The sequence below is a fragment of the Owariibacterium komagatae genome, from assembly GCF_045865535.1.
GTDB lineage: Bacteria > Bacillota > Clostridia > Oscillospirales > Ruminococcaceae > Ruthenibacterium > Ruthenibacterium komagatae.
In genome coordinates, this window is record NZ_AP031406.1 from 376,288 (window position 1) to 394,248 (window position 17,961).

The window sequence follows — 17,961 nt, forward strand, 5'->3', positions numbered from 1 at the left end:
AATTTTAAATAGTATTTTGTGCACAACCTCTACAAATTTTCATCATCTTTTTCTGCATTTCCTGCAAATCCGGAAAACGGTACTGTTTTTGCAATATCTGTTTCCATTGTTAAGCGCATCCGAACGGTGATGGAATCTTCACTTTTCTCTATCTGAGTCGAGCGGTCCAAAATTTTATAACTTTCGAACTGGCTTGAAACGGATTGATAAATTTTTTGTTCCGCAATCGCCTGGGCCAAATCCGGTGAAAGTTCACATTCAATATTTTGGACCTCCCGATACAATGTTGTCTCAATGGTCGCAGGAAAATGAAGCCCGCCTATAGACAAAGCAGAAAGAGACGTTTGCTGAAACCGTGTGGCCTGTGCGGAAGAAGATTTTGGCAGGCTGAATGCGTGCCCTGCAATCAAAAAACGGCTTTCACGGCCAATGATGCGCCCCGGCATTTGTGCGGAAACCTTCAGTGGCTGTGTAACCTGATATTCCTTTTCGATTTGCGCATAAATTCTTGCCGCCGCTCTCCCATACAGCAATGCGCCGGTTTTTCCAACCGTACATCCACTGACCAGAACTTCCCCTTGCGCTACCGATTGTCCCGCCTGCTTCTGTGCAAAACCGCCATCAATTTCCTGACGAAGAATAATCCCATCGCAGGCAGCTACAATTTCCGTCAGTGCTTTCTCCTGCATCTCCGGCTGTTGTGTTCGGTCTACTTTTTCCACTTCCAAGCGACCGTGAATAAAATTCAAACGGACCCAGCTCAAATCATCACGTGCAACAAATATCTGCGCTGCAACGGATTCCAGATAATTTTCATCCGCCACAGCACCTTCGTATATCCCATACCCTGCCAGTTCTTTACGCATTTCAAGCTGCTCCGCATTCGAAAAATCCACAAAAGAAATGTTCCAGATCAGCTGTCTTCCGCAAGCAAACAAAGCAGCAGCCAGAACAAGCCCGATAACAATGCTCCAGTGCCGGCGATAACCGGCAAGAAAAAAGCTCACGCCTTTACGTTTGACGACATGAATTCTGCACTTATTCGCCCGGGCTATTTTTCGCAGACGCCTATAAGTCCGCAAATGTGTTTGGGCCAGAAATCCCGTCGCGGTTGGACGAATCTTTTCCACACAAAGGCTCTGCTGTGCGCACTGGTTAAAAAAACGTTCCCCCAAACCGCCGACCAGCTCAAATTCTACGGTTCCTACGTATAGATGTTTTTTATGCATGTTTCATCTCTCCTTTTCCGAAAAGCAGAGCGAAAACAATGTTCCCCTGACAGTGATCAGCTTTTTCTGGAAAGTATCCACCTGGATTCCCTCCCCTTCGATCGTAACTGCTTGACGCCCCATATCCAATTTCAGATGATTGATATCATATTGGATGATTCCCCTGCAATTTTCGACTTCGAAGAAGCCATTGCAGTTGATATGCAAAACCGGCTGCCCGTACAATGCGTTCTGCGCTCCTCCATCTGTGACACCGAAAGCGCGCTTGAAAGAGAATTTTTCACACTTCTTGTTCTGTCTTCCCATACGCAGCCTCCCTGTTATTTTTTTGTTGCCCGTCATATATCTATATCGAACAGGAGGAGATATTTATGAATCGGAAGTCATTTTTTCATAAGACAATTGATTTTTTGTCGGCCAGTGCGATTCTGGCAATGGTAATTGTGCTTCTGGTCGAGCCGCAGCGTGCCATGAAAGGAGCACTGCAGGGGCTTTCTCTTTGCTGTCAGGTCATCATACCAAGTCTGTTTCCATTCCTTGTGCTATCCCGGCTGCTTCTGGAAAGCCCACTTGCCGGACCGCTGGGTGCTCCTCTTTCCCCTTATACAAAATGCCTGGGGATTCCATCACGAAAAGCGGCCGGAGCACTTCTGTGCGGTCTGCTGGGCGGCTTTGCCGCCGGAGCAAGCGCTGTAGAACAACTCTATGAAGCCGGAGAATTGACCAAGCAGGAAGCAGAGCGTCTGCTGGTCTGCTGCATCGGATCAAGTCCTGCATTTATCGTTGGGAGTGTAGGCGCCGTAATGCTCCACTCCGTCTTTGCTGGCTGGCTTCTTTTTCTTTCACAGGTAAGTGCTTCTTTAATCTGCGGAGCGTTTTTCCGTATATCGAAAGCATCGCGAACCGGCGTTTCTCTTTCCTCTCTATCCTTGCCCAAAACGCTTCCGAGAGGAATTCCGAACGCGATTGAAAAAGCGGTCTTTTCTACCAGCATTTTATGCGGGTATATCATTCTATTTTCTTTTCTGGCGGAAATGCTGGCTCCCGCTACGCTCCCCACTCTTCCCAGATTCTTATTAACTCTGCCTCTGGAAGTCACCAACGCCTGCCGAGCCGGAGCATCTGCCGTTGCAGCCCGCCTTACACTGTGCGATCTTGCGTTAAGCTTCATGGGATTTTCGGTTTTTCTGCAGGTGCGCTCACTTACATGCGCGCACTTTTCTTTAAAAGCGCTTTTGGTTTCCAGAATTCCTCATGCATTTCTTTCATTACTGCTTTTAAAAGCATTGCTTTACTTCTTCCCAAATGCACAGACTGCCAGTACCGCCATTCCTTCTCTGTTTGCTTTCAGAATGCCACTCGATGTGATCTGCATCTTTTTTCTTTTGTGCGTTATGATCACATGTCACCGAAAAAATTTTTCAAGTTTACCTTCCCAGTCAAATGGAGTATAATGAGATCATCTTTGAGGAACGGGGATTCAAACATGTCCATTTTTTCCAGAAATAAACCTTTGTTCGGCGCGACGATTCAGCCATCCTGTGAATACTGCGTTTTCAGCCGCCCTTCGCAAGATTCCGGAATGTTTTACTGTCAAAAAAAAGGCATTGTGGAAAATACATTTCACTGTCGTTCATTCTCATACGACCCGCTTCGGCGAATTCCCAAAAGGCGCCCTCCGATGCCAAGCTTTACTGCCGATGATTTTAAACTGTAAAACAAAAAAGACCCGGCACAAAGCCGAGTCTTTTCTGGAGCTACTGATCCGATTCGAACGGACGACCTGCTCATTACGAGTGAGCTGCTCTACCTGCTGAGCCACAGTAGCATAATCGCGTCTTTATCTATTATATGGATTTTTTCCAATTCGTCAAGAGTTTTTTTCAGAACCTGTAGACGTTTTTCTTTTTTTCATGTAAAATAGACGCGTTATTAAAAAGGATTTGAGGTGACATTTTGATAACCGAAAGCATTGCAATTCTGGCGATTATGCTGTGCCTGATCGTAGTGTTTATCCGCGCTCAGCAATCGGACTACGCTCTCGGCGTCACGCCGCTTTTTCTGGTTCCCTTTATTCACCTTTTTGCTGTGGCTGTTTTCTATTTGGGCCGTGTGCCCTTTTTCGGGTTTGCTCCTCAGGTTGCTGTTGCCTTTGCAGATATCGCCGCAGCTGCCGTATCTGGTGCGTTTATCTTTTCCTTCAGTCAGCACATCAAAAAAAGCAGAAATCGGAAATTGTATATTGCACTGATGTGTGGATACAATGCGGTACTTGCGTGCACCTACGTATACCGCATCCTGGCCCCACTTCTCCTGCACGAATAAACCACGCTCAAAGCGAAAGCCTTACCGGCTTTCGCTTTTTTATATTTCTCGGGGTTGACAAACCAGTTTTTTAGGATTAACATATGAACAGATATTCATATGAAAGGATGTATCAAATGTCTGAGTCTGCCGCTTACCCGGAAGTTGAGCGCTGCGGTTTTTTATACGTACATGAAGATACGGTTCAAAAAGTCATGTCCCTGATGCCTCCGGACGAAACTTTGTATGATCTCGCGGAGTTATTTAAAGTGTTCGGCGACTCCACTCGTATCCGTATTTTGTATGCGCTTTTTGAAGCCGAGCTTTGTGTATGCGATATTGCACAGCTTCTAGGACTGAGCCAAACCGCCGTTTCACATCAGCTGCGCGTATTAAAGAATTCAAAGCTGGTAAAGTTTCGCCGAGAAGGAAAAACTGTCTTTTATTCTCTTGCCGATGATCATGTGCGGAGAATCATTGGTCAAGGGATGGAACATATTGAAGAATAAGCAAGGAGAGTGTCACTTATGAAAAAAACATTCAAACTGGTCGATCTCGATTGCGCGCACTGTGCTCAAAAAATGGAAGATGCCATTCAAAAGCTGGACGGGGTACAATCTGCCAGCATCAGTTTTCTGGCGCAAAAACTGACTATTGAGGCAGAGGATACACGCTTTGACGAAATCATGAAGAATGTGGTCAAAGCGTGCAAACGCATAGAGCCCGATTGCGAAATTAAACTGTAACGGGAGCCGGGCTTTTGACGAAAGCCCGGCATTTTTCCAAGCTTCCGTAAAGGAGAATGCTTTATGACAAAAAATCAACGAAAACTTTTGACGCGCATTTTGATCAGTGCCATTCTTTTTGTACTTGCATTGATGCTCCCCTTATCCGGCCCTCTTCAGCTTGCGGCTTTTCTTGTCCCCTATTTTGTAATTGGATGGGACGTTTTGTGGAAAGCTATCCGAAATATTCTTCACGGTCAAATTTTTGACGAAAATTTTTTGATGGTGATCGCCACCATCGGTGCTTTGATACTGGGAGTCATCAAGACCCATGACTATGCCGAAGCGGTTGGCGTCATGCTGTTTTATCAGGTTGGTGAACTATTCCAAAGTTATGCCGTTTCCCGTTCGCGCCAATCCATTGCACAGCTCATGGATATCCGGCCGGACTATGCCAACATTGAACGGGATGGAAAACTGACCCAAGTGGACCCCGAAGAGGTACGCCCCGGCGATACAATTGTCGTGCAGCCGGGCGAGAAAATCCCTCTCGATGGAATCATTTCAGATGGTACTTCCACCATTGATACATCCGCGCTGACCGGTGAATCGGTTCCTCGCAGTGCTTCTGCCGGGAGCGAAGTAATCAGCGGCTGTGTCAATTTAAGCGGAGTTCTGCGCATTACAGTCACCAAAGAATTTGGTGAGTCGACTGTTTCCAAAATTTTGGATCTTGTGGAAAATGCAAGCAGCAAGAAAGCCAAAGCCGAACATTTCATCACCAAGTTTGCACGCTGGTACACTCCCTGTGTGGTGATTGCCGCAGCGCTGCTTGCAATTTTCCCGCCGCTTTTCTTCGGTGGTATTTGGACAGATTGGATCGAACGTGCACTGATCTTCCTGGTCATCTCTTGCCCTTGCGCTCTGGTAATTTCCATTCCGCTGAGCTTTTTCGGCGGGATTGGCGGAGCATCCCGCTGCGGTATTCTCGTAAAAGGCGGCAATTATCTGGAAGCTCTTGCTCAAACCGATGTAATGGTGTTTGACAAGACCGGCACCTTGACCAAGGGCACTTTCCAGGTAACGGAAATTCACCCGCAAAACGGCATTGCCGCTCAGGATCTGCTGGAAATGGCCGCCCTTGCAGAAATTTACTCAAAACACCCCATTTCCCTGTCTCTGCAGAACGCCTGTACAGCCCCGCTTGATTCCAGTCGTGTGGCGAATGTTCATGAAATTGCAGGGCATGGAGTGACTGCCTGTGTTGACGGTCGAACAGTAGCAGCCGGAAATGCCAAATTGATGGAAGAATGCAAAATCTCTGTTCCGCCCTGCGATTCACTTGGCACAATCGTCTATCTGGCCGTTGATGGTGTTTATTGGGGACAAATCGTGATTGCAGACGAAGTAAAGCCCGATGCCGCTGACGCGATTTGTCTGCTGAAAAAAGCCGGGATTCAAAAAACCGTGATGCTGACCGGTGACAGTCGTGCAGTGGGAGAAGCAGTAGCCCGTCAACTCGGACTGGACGAAGTTCATGCGCAGCTTTTACCGGCAGATAAAGTTGAAATTGTCGAGCGTCTTCTGGCAGAAAAAGCCCCCAATAAAAAACTCGCCTTCATAGGCGACGGTGTCAATGACGCGCCGGTTCTCTCTCGTGCGGACATCGGCATTGCCATGGGCGGTCTTGGTTCCGATGCCGCCATTGAAGCAGCAGATATTGTCCTGATGGATGACGCTCCTTCCAAAATCAGCACTGCTATTCGTATTTCCAAAAAGACCTTGCGAATTGTCCGACAAAATATTATAATCGCACTGGGAATTAAAGGCTTGTTCCTGTTGTTAGGCGCTTTCGGCATAGCCAATATGTGGGAAGCGGTATTTGCGGATGTCGGCGTTGCAGTTATTGCTATCTTAAATGCCGCACGCGCCTTGAATGTAAAGGAGTTCCAATGAGCACATCGTCTGAAATTCTAAAAATTGAACATTTGTCCTGGAGTATTCCGGACGGCGCAGAAGTAATCCGTGATCTGGACCTTTCTCTGCAAAGCGGAAAACTGATTGCTGTCACCGGCCCCAACGGCGGCGGAAAAACTTCCCTTGCCAAGTTGATTGCCGGACTCGCGCAGCCCTCCAGTGGCCGCATCCTTTTGAATGGTGCGGATATTACCGCATTGGATATTACTCAACGCGCACGTTTGGGAATTGCTTTTGCGTTCCAGCAGCCCGTTCGTTTCAAAGGCCTTACTGTCCGGGATTTACTGGAACTTGCCGCTGGCGGTCGTCTTACAGACGGTGAGCTCTGCGCACTTCTGGGGAAAGTAGGTCTTTGCGCCAATGAGTATATTCACCGCGAGATGAACGCCTCCCTGTCGGGCGGTGAGGCCAAACGAATCGAAATTGCCACGGTGCTGGCTCGTTCAGCACAGCTCTCTATCTTTGACGAGCCGGAGGCCGGCATCGATCTTTGGAGTTTCACCCGTCTCGTAGAAACATTCCAGGAGCTGCGCCGAAATCAGCGCGGAACACTCCTGATCATTTCTCATCAAGAAAGGATTTTGTCCATTGCGGATGAAATCATTGTGCTCGCAGACGGAAAGGTTCGCACGATGGGACCGCGCGAAACGGTTCTTCCTTCTCTTTTGAATGACGAGCATGCCGCTCTCTGCCCGCTTGAGAAAGAAGGTGTTTGACATGAATGAAATCACCGATCAGCTGCTGCATCTTGTGTCCGATTTTACAGGGAGCTTTCAAGGTGCTTATAATATTCGCGAAGACGGACAATGTGCCGGACGTCAGTCCACCAAAAACATTCGCATTGAATCCAAACAAGGACTTCCGGGTTTGGAGATTCACATTGCTCCAGGAACCAAAAATGAAACGGTCTATATTCCCGCTTGTGTCACCCACAGCAATGTAGATGACCTGGTTTACAATGACTTTTTCGTTGGGGAAAATGCTGACGTGACCATTGTCGCCGGATGCGGTGTTCATTCCGACGGTGAAGAAGAAGCTCGTCACAACGGAATTCATCGTTTTATCCTGGGCAAAAACGCCCGTGTTCTTTACAAAGAAAAGCACATTGGAACGGGCAAAGGAAACGGCAGCCGCACCATTGACCCGGTTACGGACGTGACTCTGGGCGAAGGTTCCTATCTGGAAATGGATACTGTGCAAATTTCCGGCGTGGATCACTCAACTCGGAAAACGACGGGAACGTTGGGACCCCGGTCTAAAATGGTTGTGCGGGAACGCATCATGACCACCGGTACCGAGACGGCTACCACCGATTTTGAGGTAACTCTTCAAGGGAAAGATTCCGGTGTGGATTTGATTTCCCGTTCCGTGGCACGCGGACAGTCACATCAAGAGTTTTCTTCCAAAATTCACGGAAAGACACGCTGTACCGGCCACTCGGAATGCGATGCGATTCTTGCGGAACAGGGTACAGTAACCGCTACGCCTTCCCTGGATGCTTCTCATGTAGACGCAGCTTTGATTCACGAGGCCGCCATCGGAAAGATTGCAGGCGAACAAATTCTGAAGCTGTGCACACTGGGTCTGACCGAAGAACAGGCTGAGGAAAAAATCATTGAAGGATTCTTAAAATAAAAAAGTAACCCACCAGCGAAGCTGGTGGTTCTTCAGAAGCGGGCAAAGCCCTAAAATACTAGCCACGCCTAAAGGCGTTGGTACGGTCTGCCACCTGCGAAAGAATATTACTTGCTACCCGTAAACGGGTCTATGTATTCTTTAAGGGTCATCTGATCCTCAATCTGATCTTCTTTGAGTTGGTTTTGGATATACTCCGCAATCTTCTTTGCGTTCTTACCTGCTGTATCGACATAGTATCCACGGCACCAAAACTGCCTGTTTCCATATTTGTACTTCAAATTGGAATGTCTCTCGAAAATGATCAGACTGCTTTTCCCCTTGAGAAAACCTACGAAACTGGATACACTCATCTTAGGCGGTATTTCCACCAGCATGTGGATATGATCCGGACACACTTCCGCCTCTACTATTTTCACTTGTTTCCAATTGCATAATTCTCTCAATATCTTCCCTATTTCCACACGGTTTTCTTTGTAAAAGATTTTTCTGCGATACTTCGGCGCAAATACTATGTGATATTTGCAGTTCCATGTTGTATGTGCTAAACTATTCTTGTCATTAGGCGTCATGCCTTTTGTCCTCCTTTTGATACTTTAGTGCAGTTGGCAGACCGCATCTTTATTGTATCAAAAGGAGTTTTTATTTCCTATGCAACGCTAAAGCTTTTTGAGAACTCCCCGGCACAGCCGGGGGTTTTCGGTAAACAAAAAGAGCCGTCACGTCAAACGTGACGGCTTTCTTTTATTTCAATACAGAATCCCACTCGGCTTCTTTAAACCCCAACAGCACCTGATGATCCGTAACCAATACAGGCCGTTTCACAAGCATTCCATATTCAGCCAAAAGTGAAATTTGCTCTTCTTCAGACATTTCCGGCAACTTTTCCTTCAGCCCCATTCCCTTATAAAGCAGGCCGCTTGTGTTAAAAAAGCGCCGGAGAGGCAAATTGCTTTTGGCATACCATTCTTTCAACTCCGCCTCAGAGGGATTTTCCTCTTTGATGTCTCGTGCTTCGTATACAAAGCCATGGTCATCGAGCCACTTCTTTGCACGTTGACAAGTCGTGCACTTGGGATACCATACAAACAGCATTTTCATTTGTCCTTTCTTCACATCCAACAGGTTATCAGCCAAAGCGCAGCGAAGGTCAGCGGCTGGTGTAGCATATAAATCAGCAAGCTGTGTCTCCCGATTGCACTGAGGGCGGGAATATCGGGCAGTCGCCTCAGAATAAGTTCACCTTTGCCGCGTAATTTTTGCCACAAAAACATTCCGGTCCAAAACAGAAAAATCCAGGGAATCAGCGGAAAGTAATCCGATGACCAAAATCCCTTGGCGGGGAAGCCCAGAAAGAACGCCCACTTCGCCTGATAAAGGCTTTGCGGAAGAAGCCAAATTTTAATATCCGCCAGACCGGCAAAACCGCGTGGAACGCCTTTTAAAAGCAGGAACAAACCAAAACACACAGCCGCAGCAATTCCGGCAGGCAACTTCTGAAGCCAGGGGCGCAGCATCGCCGTCAAAAGCATTGCTGTTCCCAATAGATGCAACACACCGAACAGAATGATCTGTTCCGGAAGAACCAGCGCGGTTACCACCGTTAAAATCATTGCGCATGCCAGCACTTGTGCACCATGCCGAGCGAGATTACGGCTATACACACTGACCATTCCCGCAAGCAAAATAAACGTCCAGCAAATCGCCTGTTCCCATAAATAGGCGGCATGCGTTCCGAACCAGTCAGCTGTTTTTCCAAACACATAGACCCAGTCATAAACCGCGTGGTAAGCTACCATGTTTACGATGGCCAAACCACGAATGGCATCCAGCGAGGCAATGCGTTTTCCCTGCTGCTTTCTCAAAGCGCGTCTGTCACCTCGACAGCCCCATAATTGCGAACATTCAAAACATAGCACGCACCTGCGCCAAATGCGGCTTCCATTGCATTGCGATATTCCGCAAGCAGATCATCCGGTACAAACGCCTGAATGGTCCCGGCAAATCCGCCGCCCTGAAGCCGCCATGCACCACGCCCTTCCAGAACATGCTGCGATAACGCCAAGCCCACGGAAACGCCTTGCTGCTTGGGATGACGGATGCTATAGGCATTCTGATTATACTCGAAAGAAGAATGTCCGCCCGTCAGAATCAGGCGCAGAAAATCCTCAAAGCGATCTTCTGCAACCGCACACCGCAGTTCCCGTGCACGACGGCACTCTGCAAAGAAATGAATGGCACGCAGGACTGCACGATCTCCCAGCGATTTCCGCAGAGGAGCAATTTGTGACCATACTTGCGCTTTATCCACCTCGCGCAAAACCTTTTTTCCAAAAAAGGCCGCAACGGCTTCCATTTCTCCGCGAATGGCTGCATAATCATCCGTCAGATCTGCATGACTTCCCTTGGTATCCGTAATGCACAGGTGGAATCCATGTTTATCCAAATCAAAATTCACTTCATCAACAACCGGCGCATTCGGATCTTTAAAATCAATCACAATCGCACTGCCGACACTGGATGCGGTCTGGTCCATCAGGCCGCTCGGCTTACCAAAATAAACATTTTCCGCATATTGGCTGAACTGCGCAATTTGAACCGGTGAAAATCGATTCTGATTGTATTCTCCATTCAGAACCGCACCAATCACCACTTCAAAGGCGGCGGAACTGGACAGGCCGGAACCACGCAGCACATCTGATGTCGTATATGCGTCAAAACCGCCAATGGAGCCGCCCTCTTCCTGAATTTTAGCCGCCATGCCGCGAATGAGCGAAGCCGAGCGTCCCTGCTCTTTGGGATTTACTTCCAAATGCTCCAGCGAAATTACATCGGTCCCCTCAAAGCCCATGGAGTGCACACGGATGACCGGCTCCGCATTGGGAGACACAATGGCAAGAATGTCCAAATTCACAGCAGCAGCCATAACCACACCATTGTTGTGGTCTGTATGGTTACCGCCGATTTCCGTCCGCCCGGGCGCAGAATAAATCCGAATCTCCCGATTTTCTCCGAACATATCCTGAAAAGCCTGAATCGCCTGGCAATAACGCGTTCTTTGCCGGCTGACGGTCTCTTCATCTCTGGCGTAAAGCTTCCGGAACGCAGCGTCGTAATCACCATTGCGAATTTGCTCCAGCAAACCCTGTGCAGTAGGCATAACAACTCCTCCTTCATCATTGACAATACTGAACTTAATTTCATTATAACAGCGCCCCCGTCGAAGTAAACACTAAAATATTCTGAAAAAATGGACTTTTGTTGATTGTTTTGCTATAATAACAACAGTTTCATTTTTTATGTATATTTATCGTATGATTCCCTGCTTATTTGTACCGTTTACCGGAGGTTATCCCCATGTCCAACACGTATAAGCAATCCTTTAAACAAAGCTATACGGACAATGTCGAATTGTCTATTTTTAATTGCGGGCTGCAAAGCTGTGAACGGGGATACACCTGGGGACCAGGCGTGCGGGACCACTATCTCATTCACTACGTGGCGAATGGAAAAGGAACTTATACGGTAAACCATACGGTTTATGAACTGCATTCCGGAGATATTTTTCTGGCTAAGCCCAGCCAATTGATCACCTACTCGGCCGATCAGGATGATCCATGGGAATACTACTGGGTTGGATTTAATGGCGCCTGCGCCAACAAACTGGTGGCACAGCTTCCCTTCCGTGATACCCGACCGGTGCATCATTGCAAAAATCCTGAAAATGTGAAAAAAGCGTTGTTCGACATTTTTTTGTCTCGCGGCCCAAACCCCCGCAACGAAGCTTTAATGGTGGGCTATCTTTATCTCTTCATCGCAGAACTGATGCAGGAAGCACAGGAATTGGAGCCTCACACTTCCAATTCCTGTTCGCAATATGTATTGAATGCCATCAAATACATTCAGTTCAATTATTCGCACGATATCAGCATTGATGATATTTCCAAAGCTGTCGGGGTAAGCCGCAGTCATCTCTATCGCGTTTTTATGAGCAATGTAGGGCAATCTCCCATTGATTATCTGACGAATTATCGTATCAATGAGGCGTGTGTATTGTTGCGTGAATCCCATCTCTCCATTGCGGAAATCGCTGTTTCCGTCGGCTTTTTTGATCAGTTTTATTTTTCGCGCGTCTTTAAGAAGAACAAAGGCGTTCCGCCCAGCAAATATCTGGGAACGCTGAACAAAGAGAAAGCGGCTGAATAAAGCCGCTTTTCCTTTCCAATGTGCTTCGGGAGGAATTTCATGTCAGTAAAAAAGAATCAAATCATCCCCTTGCAGATTACTTCTCTTTCCAGCGATGGAAACGGCGTGGGGCGGTACAATGGAATGGCAATTTTCGTTCCCTTCACCGCCGTGGGAGATGAGGCCGATGTCCGCGTTGTAAAAGTCTGCAAGCATCATGCTTTTGGCATCATTGAAACACTTCATCAACCTGGTGCCGATCGGGAAAAGCCTGTTTGTCCCATTTTTTCCAAATGCGGCGGTTGTCAGTTTCAGCATTTGACTTACCATGCGGAACTGGATGCCAAGGAACAATTTGTGCGAGATGCCATGTTACGTATTGGAGATATCGATCATCCGGTCTCTCCGATTCTTCCCTCTCCTCTTTTTGCTCGTTATCGCAACAAAGTTCAGTATCCTCTTACGCAGGATGAAAGCGGAGCGGTTATCGCCGGTTTTTACGCCGGACGGAGCCACCGGGTCATTCCTTGCACAGACTGTATTCTGCAGCCCAGGCTTTTAAATGAAATTGCCCGGACTCTTTGCGCTCTTCTCACGCAATATCACATCTCCGTCTATCGGGAAGAAACTCATGCCGGACTCGTGCGTCATCTTTATCTGCGCCACGCCATTACCACCAATCAAGTTCTTGTTTGTCTGGTGTGCAACGGCAGTCAGCTTCCTCACAGTGAAGAAATTTGCCGTGATCTGACCGCACGGCACCCCGAAGTTTGCTCTATTGTGCTGAACGTAAACCGTCAGCAAACAAACGTCATCACCGGATTGCAATGTATCTCCTTGTTTGGAAACGGATTGCTGGCAGACGAAATGGCTGGCGTTCCGGTGGAACTTGGTCCGCTTTCTTTCTATCAGGTGAATACCCGGGGAGCCAATCAACTCTATTCCGTAGTTCAAACATTTGCAGAATTGACCGGCAAGGAACTTCTGCTGGATCTCTATTGTGGTGCTGGCACCATTGGTCTTTCCATGGCCGCTCAGTGTCAAAAACTGATTGGAGTGGAAATTATTCCGCAGGCCGTAGAAAGTGCTCGCCAAAATGCTGAACGCATGGGCATTCGTCATGCTGAATTTTTCTGTGCCGATGCCGGTCAGGCCGCGCAGCGTCTGGCTGCGCAGTCCTTGCATCCTGATGTGATTGTTTTGGACCCGCCCCGCAAAGGCTGCGATTCCGCCACACTCCAAGCTGTTCTGCAAATGAATCCGCCCAAAATCGTCATGGTAAGCTGTAATGTATCCACTGCTGCACGGGATGTTCGCTTTCTCTGCGAAAACGGCTACCAGGTCCAGGCCATTCAACCTGTTGACATGTTCCCTCGTACAAAGCACGTGGAGACGGTTGTCTTGCTTTCCAAGGGTGAAATCGACTCAAAGAAGGTTCGAGTAGAGTTCTCTCTGGAAGATATGGATATGTCCGGGTTCCAGAAGGGTGCGACTTATGAACAGATTAAGGCGTATGTGCTGGAAAAGTACGGTTTGAAGGTCTCCAGCCTGTATATCTCCCAGGTTAAGCGGAAGTGCGGGTTGGATGTGGGGCAGAATTATAATCTGTCAAAGAAGGAAGATGCCAAAGTACCGCAGTGCCCGCCGGAAAAGGAAGCGGCAATTATGGAGGCACTAAAACATTTTCACATGGTATAGTGGGCAAATGTAGAAGCAAATGCCGCGCACCAGTTTTTGAACCGGTGCGCGGCATTTTGGTAACAAGATCAAAATGGCAACTCTTGATCTTGATAATGTTTATCTTTGATTGTTTGGAGCGCCTCTTGTATTCCTTTTGGACAGTTAAAAAGCAAGTTTCGTATTGATGGATACAGAGAATATTCCCGTGGATTCCCATAACTTGTCCAACTGCTTTCATGAACGAGATTATTTTGAATTAAAAACTGTAGAGAAGTCCCATAGTTGCTTGAAAGAGTAGAGTCAAGTGAATGCTTGATCTCCCATTGCTGAATATTTTTTATCTGTCCTTCCGCCATCCAACGATCGCCAAAAGACTCGATTCTTTCATCAACAATGTAGCAAATGAATAAAAGTGTTATTGTATCCAATGTATTGGCATTCCATAGTTTCATAAACATATCAGAGGCCAATCTTCTATGCTGATCTACATACTCCTTCAATCCAGTGAGCAGAGACTGTGCGTTTGCGGAATATTTTCGAAATAAATCAATCCCCAATTCCAGCGTATCATCGACCACGGAACCGCCACCAACGGAGGATAGCAGATCAAAGGCATTGTCGATATTAACTTCGAAAATCTCGTCAGTATATAGCCAAGTCCTAACCATATCTTTAGAAACCTTGCGAACGCTATTTCGGATTATATAATACAGCACAATCCGTTCATCATCAGTTGTAATTTCCAAACGATCAGAAGATAAAATAACGGGAGGTTCAAATTTCTGCGATTCCCTTGTCTTTAGAAAATCGGCATATCTTCCTTTGAGTTTAGTGCTTTCATGTGTAATAATTCCGACTTTTGTACGTGGCGCAGAAACCGCTTCGCTTACAACATCGTAAATATAAGGAATATCCGTGTCGGAATCCAATCTGCGTAATTTATACTCATTACTTAGGAAACCATACATATTGCTCGAATTGATTTCTGGCAACGCAATTGGAATTACTGGCACATCATCCTGATACCACAGAATACCTGCTTCATTCAAGCAGTAGGCACTTTGGTAGTAGTCAGTTGAAAGAATCGCAATGTTGACTACACTTTTTTTCAAGGCAGTTTTCACTTCTCCAGAAATCTTTTCATTGATGTCATTGCCGGGTAATGAGGAACAAAACACAGTTTGGCGAGGTATTCCTGTACCTGAGAAAAAATCAAGCAGCATATCAGCAATTGCTTTATCCGTTGAACGATGACTTATGAAAATAATCGGGCTCACCTTCTTTTCTTGCAAAAAATGTACTGTTTTCTGATCTTCGTATTCAGCAAGTTGTTCCTTATAAGTCCTGGCAGAATTATTTAGTGTAAGGTAGTAGGGTACATTATCTGCCCACTGCACATTGATATATCCTCTTTCGCGCAGTTCTCTAAGCATACCGCGCAATTCATCATCGTCTCGCTGAGATGCCTGTTCAAAACGAACACCTAGCATTTGGACTGGATTGTCGGCTTGAAGAAGTTCTAGCAGAAGTTTTTCCGAATTTGCTGGAAGTTTTATAAAATCCATAGTTTGTCCTCACCGCGGTCTCAATGTGTTACAACCCCTTCACAATCTCCATAAACCGTTCTAGGGAATACGCTCCCAGATAGTCCGGCTGCTTGGTCTCAAACACCATGTAATACTTGTACTGTTTTCCAGCCAGCTTCGCCCACTGGTCACCGATTTTGGCTTTCTCCTTGGACTCATCATTATCCAGGTGATCGCCCTTGGTCTCCACCATCAGTACCTTTCCACTGTGGAGCATCACGATGATATCAGGGTAAGCATGAACGGGGCCGTTAATCTGGAAGCCCAGTCTGGAGATATTGCGGTGCCACCACTTGACGTTACCCAGTTCTGACAGTGCCCACACCACCTTGAACTCGTACTCGTTCATATCTTCTTCGGCGGTATAGAGCGATTTTGGCACCATCGAGGTAAATGCCGTTGGGGAGATCACCGCTGGCAGCGCATAGTTGGGCAGGCAGGAAATCTTGTCCTGCTCCAGCCAGGTATCAAAGACGCCGGAGCGATGCTGGGCAATCAATTCCTTCACTTTCCCCTGAATCTTCACGACATAAGGATACGGCGACTGCTCCAGTTCGGAGAGCTGATCTTCGCTCATGGTGCCGATCACCCGGTCGATGTACTCATCCAGCTCCCGGTCGTTAACGCAGTTCATCTTGGACAGCTTTTGCTTGATAATGCCCTTACACAGAGAAAGCCGTTTTTCCGAGGGCTGGGTGTTGAACCACTCTCGGAAAAAGGCGCTGTCGCCACCGGACAGACGCCACGCCTTTGCGGTGCTGTCTTTGCTGTCGTCTACATCCACCCGTGCCATCTCAGCGTTGACCGTAGTGAAATCTACATGAGCATCTTTGTCCCGCAGAGAGAAGCCACCCTCCAAGTGCTCCAGTTCCAGGGTTTCGTGGGCTTCCGAAAACAGACTGGGGCCAGTCTCCAGCATAAACTGGGGGAAGCGCAAGGCAGAGGCTTCGTCTGCAAATTCCTCATTCATTCGGAACTGATTCATTTTGTCGCGCACCTCCGATGGAGCCTGGCTCAAAGCGGTATTGTCAGCCTGATTGATCTCGTCCTCATAGGTTTTGTTCTGTTGCAGAGCCTGTGACAGCATGGGGTCGGACTGCATCGTTCCATCCTGCACGGATTGCTCCGCCTCATGCGTTGCCGCTTCAAAACGCGCCTTCAAATCCGAGCCGTCTACTTCCGGCAGATCTGGTTCGTCAGCGGGAGGCGGGACAATAGGAAGTTGCTCCGGCTCCTGGGTGGGTGTAGCCGTAATGGGCACGTCCACATCCTGTGCCCGGTAGTCGCGGCTGCTGAAACCGGCGCTGTTCAGCCCGGCCACGACCTTCTCCAGCGTCTGGTGGAAGTCTGCGGAAGATGTGATGACATAGGAAAGATTCAGCACTTCACTGATGTTCTTCTGTGTGTAGGGCAGCCGAAGCACGCGCCCCAAAATCTGTTCCACATCCACGGTAGAAGTGCGGTTTGCCACCGTGGCCAGCACATAGGCAAAGGGGCAGTCCCAGCCCTCTTTCAGAGCATTGACAGTGATGATGTACCGGATGGGGCAGTCTGGGGACAGCAAGTCCACATTTTTCAGCTCGTCCTTATCGCCGGTTTTGATGGCAATTTCCTTTTCGGAAATGCCGCCATCCACCAGTGTTTTCTTAATTTTTTCGTATGTGGTGCTGTCTGCATTGTTGCGGGGCTGGGCCTGGAACAGAACGATGGGGCGAATATAGCGTCCGCTGGTTTCCTGCTCCCGCTTAGCCTGCGCCTCCAGCTTAGCACGAATGGCGATAGCATCCCCATATACATCGGCCTGGGACTTGCGGTTATAGACGATGACCGGCAGCTTGACCATGTTGGCCTTTTTCAGCCGTGCAGCATCCACAAAAGAGATGATATTGCTTTTCTTCTTGGGGGTGGCGGTCAGGTCAAACACGAAACTGGGATTGAAGTTTTGCAGCATTTCCACACTCAAATCCGAAGTAGCATGGTGGCTCTCGTCCACGATGACCACCGGATTCAGATAGCGGATCACCTGGATCAGCGCTGTCTCATCGGTATCGGCCAGCAGAACGGACGGATCATCCATCCACTTGGCAAACTCGGCCAGATAACCATTCTCCTGATAGGCTTTGCGGCCTTCCTTTTTGCTGGTTCGGAAGGAATCATAGCTGAGGACAAACAAAGAAAGCTGTTCTGTCACCGCAGAGGGGGTGAAATTCTGACCCATGAGGGCCTGTTCCTTGGAGTAGACCTGCACCCGCCCGCCAAAATCCACATCCAGCCGCTGGCGGTAGGGATGGTCGGGATTTTCCAGCGCCTTGCGGGTCTGGGTCAGAATGGCCTCGGAGGGCACCAGCCATACAACGGCCTTGGCCCGGCGCTGGGGCATGGCGTCAAAAATCGTCCGCAGAGAACTGGCGGCAATATAGGTCTTGCCGCCGCCGGTGGGCACCTTGGCACACACATGGGGCACACCGGGAAGTACATTCACATAATTCGGCATACCGCCGAAGCCCACCAGAACATTCTTTTCGTTCCAGAGGACCTGATACGCCTTTGCCGGGCTTTGCAACTCCACCACCAGCTCCAGGTAGCGTGCAAGATCGGCAATGACTTCTTTTTGATAGGATTTCAGTTCCATTTCTTCAC

The 17,961-nt window shown here is 48.1% G+C and carries 17 protein-coding genes and 1 tRNA gene; 9 read left to right on the top strand and 9 right to left on the bottom strand.

From position 1 onward, the window contains the following. Positions 1-29: 29 nt before the first annotated feature. A complete protein-coding gene (locus ACKTS9_RS01980) occupies positions 30-1,229 on the bottom strand; it encodes a sporulation protein YqfD (RefSeq protein ID WP_349214701.1) in 1,200 nt (399 codons plus the stop codon). Positions 1,230-1,232: 3 nt separating this feature from the next. After that, on the bottom strand, positions 1,233-1,535 hold the full coding sequence (locus tag ACKTS9_RS01985) for a YabP/YqfC family sporulation protein (protein WP_349214699.1): 303 nt from the start codon (positions 1,533-1,535) through the stop codon (positions 1,233-1,235). Positions 1,536-1,600: 65 nt separating this feature from the next. Here ACKTS9_RS01985 and ACKTS9_RS01990 point away from each other — a divergent pair, with 65 nt between their 5' ends. Continuing rightward, the gene (locus ACKTS9_RS01990) at positions 1,601-2,683 is read left to right on the top strand and encodes a hypothetical protein (protein WP_349214698.1); all 1,083 of its coding nucleotides are present in this window, start codon (positions 1,601-1,603) and stop codon (positions 2,681-2,683) included. A 298-nt stretch (positions 2,684-2,981) separates the two neighbouring features. Here ACKTS9_RS01990 and ACKTS9_RS01995 read toward each other — a convergent pair. Continuing rightward, a tRNA-Thr gene (locus ACKTS9_RS01995) sits at positions 2,982-3,057 on the bottom strand. 128 nt (positions 3,058-3,185) lie between these two features. Between ACKTS9_RS01995 and ACKTS9_RS02000 the strand changes: the two genes are divergently transcribed. From ACKTS9_RS02000 to ACKTS9_RS02025, 6 genes are all read left to right on the top strand, one after another. Next, on the top strand, positions 3,186-3,554 hold the full coding sequence (locus tag ACKTS9_RS02000; protein ID WP_349214696.1) for a hypothetical protein: 369 nt from the start codon (positions 3,186-3,188) through the stop codon (positions 3,552-3,554). 116 nt (positions 3,555-3,670) lie between these two features. Continuing rightward, positions 3,671-4,042: an ArsR/SmtB family transcription factor gene (locus tag ACKTS9_RS02005; protein ID WP_349214694.1), complete on the top strand. Its 372-nt coding sequence runs from the start codon at positions 3,671-3,673 to the stop codon at positions 4,040-4,042. 18 nt (positions 4,043-4,060) lie between these two features. Continuing rightward, positions 4,061-4,279 carry a heavy-metal-associated domain-containing protein gene (locus ACKTS9_RS02010; RefSeq protein ID WP_349214692.1) on the top strand — a complete coding sequence of 73 codons (219 nt, stop codon included), beginning with the start codon at positions 4,061-4,063 and terminating at the stop codon, positions 4,277-4,279. Between the two features lie 63 nt (positions 4,280-4,342). After that, the gene (locus ACKTS9_RS02015; protein ID WP_407878676.1) at positions 4,343-6,214 is read left to right on the top strand and encodes a heavy metal translocating P-type ATPase; all 1,872 of its coding nucleotides are present in this window, start codon (positions 4,343-4,345) and stop codon (positions 6,212-6,214) included. Next, complete coding sequence (locus ACKTS9_RS02020) at positions 6,211-6,951, top strand: ABC transporter ATP-binding protein (RefSeq protein ID WP_349214688.1); 741 nt, start codon at positions 6,211-6,213, stop codon at positions 6,949-6,951. The genes ACKTS9_RS02015 and ACKTS9_RS02020 overlap by 4 nt, the downstream gene beginning before the upstream one ends. A gap of 1 nt (position 6,952) precedes the next feature. Next, positions 6,953-7,870: a SufB/SufD family protein gene (locus ACKTS9_RS02025; protein WP_349214687.1), complete on the top strand. Its 918-nt coding sequence runs from the start codon at positions 6,953-6,955 to the stop codon at positions 7,868-7,870. Between the two features lie 107 nt (positions 7,871-7,977). Here ACKTS9_RS02025 and tnpA read toward each other — a convergent pair whose 3' ends face one another. From tnpA to ACKTS9_RS02045, 4 genes are all read right to left on the bottom strand, one after another. Continuing rightward, positions 7,978-8,442 (bottom strand): IS200/IS605 family transposase, encoded by a 465-nt coding sequence (gene tnpA / locus ACKTS9_RS02030; protein ID WP_349215395.1) that lies wholly within the window; start codon positions 8,440-8,442, stop codon positions 7,978-7,980. A 172-nt stretch (positions 8,443-8,614) separates the two neighbouring features. Then, on the bottom strand, positions 8,615-8,965 hold the full coding sequence (locus ACKTS9_RS02035) for an arsenate reductase family protein (protein WP_407882058.1): 351 nt from the start codon (positions 8,963-8,965) through the stop codon (positions 8,615-8,617). A gap of 17 nt (positions 8,966-8,982) precedes the next feature. Continuing rightward, positions 8,983-9,735 carry a heparan-alpha-glucosaminide N-acetyltransferase gene (locus tag ACKTS9_RS02040; RefSeq protein ID WP_407878679.1) on the bottom strand — a complete coding sequence of 251 codons (753 nt, stop codon included), beginning with the start codon at positions 9,733-9,735 and terminating at the stop codon, positions 8,983-8,985. Continuing rightward, positions 9,732-11,030, bottom strand: a complete 1,299-nt coding sequence (locus ACKTS9_RS02045) for a galactokinase (RefSeq protein WP_407878681.1) — start codon at positions 11,028-11,030, stop codon at positions 9,732-9,734. Before ACKTS9_RS02045 ends, ACKTS9_RS02040 begins: the two co-directional genes overlap by 4 nt. Before the next feature lie 197 nt (positions 11,031-11,227). Here ACKTS9_RS02045 and ACKTS9_RS02050 point away from each other — a divergent pair, with 197 nt between their 5' ends. Both ACKTS9_RS02050 and rlmD read left to right on the top strand, forming a co-directional pair. After that, positions 11,228-12,076 carry an AraC family transcriptional regulator gene (locus tag ACKTS9_RS02050; RefSeq protein WP_407878683.1) on the top strand — a complete coding sequence of 283 codons (849 nt, stop codon included), beginning with the start codon at positions 11,228-11,230 and terminating at the stop codon, positions 12,074-12,076. Between the two features lie 39 nt (positions 12,077-12,115). Next, positions 12,116-13,753: a 23S rRNA (uracil(1939)-C(5))-methyltransferase RlmD gene (gene rlmD / locus ACKTS9_RS02055; RefSeq protein WP_407878685.1), complete on the top strand. Its 1,638-nt coding sequence runs from the start codon at positions 12,116-12,118 to the stop codon at positions 13,751-13,753. Positions 13,754-13,821: 68 nt separating this feature from the next. Here rlmD and ACKTS9_RS02060 read toward each other — a convergent pair whose 3' ends face one another. Both ACKTS9_RS02060 and ACKTS9_RS02065 read right to left on the bottom strand, forming a co-directional pair. Next, positions 13,822-15,300: a toll/interleukin-1 receptor domain-containing protein gene (locus ACKTS9_RS02060; protein WP_178535224.1), complete on the bottom strand. Its 1,479-nt coding sequence runs from the start codon at positions 15,298-15,300 to the stop codon at positions 13,822-13,824. Positions 15,301-15,328: 28 nt separating this feature from the next. Beyond that, complete coding sequence (locus tag ACKTS9_RS02065; RefSeq protein WP_178535225.1) at positions 15,329-17,953, bottom strand: DEAD/DEAH box helicase; 2,625 nt, start codon at positions 17,951-17,953, stop codon at positions 15,329-15,331. Between the last annotated feature and the right edge of the window lie 8 nt (positions 17,954-17,961).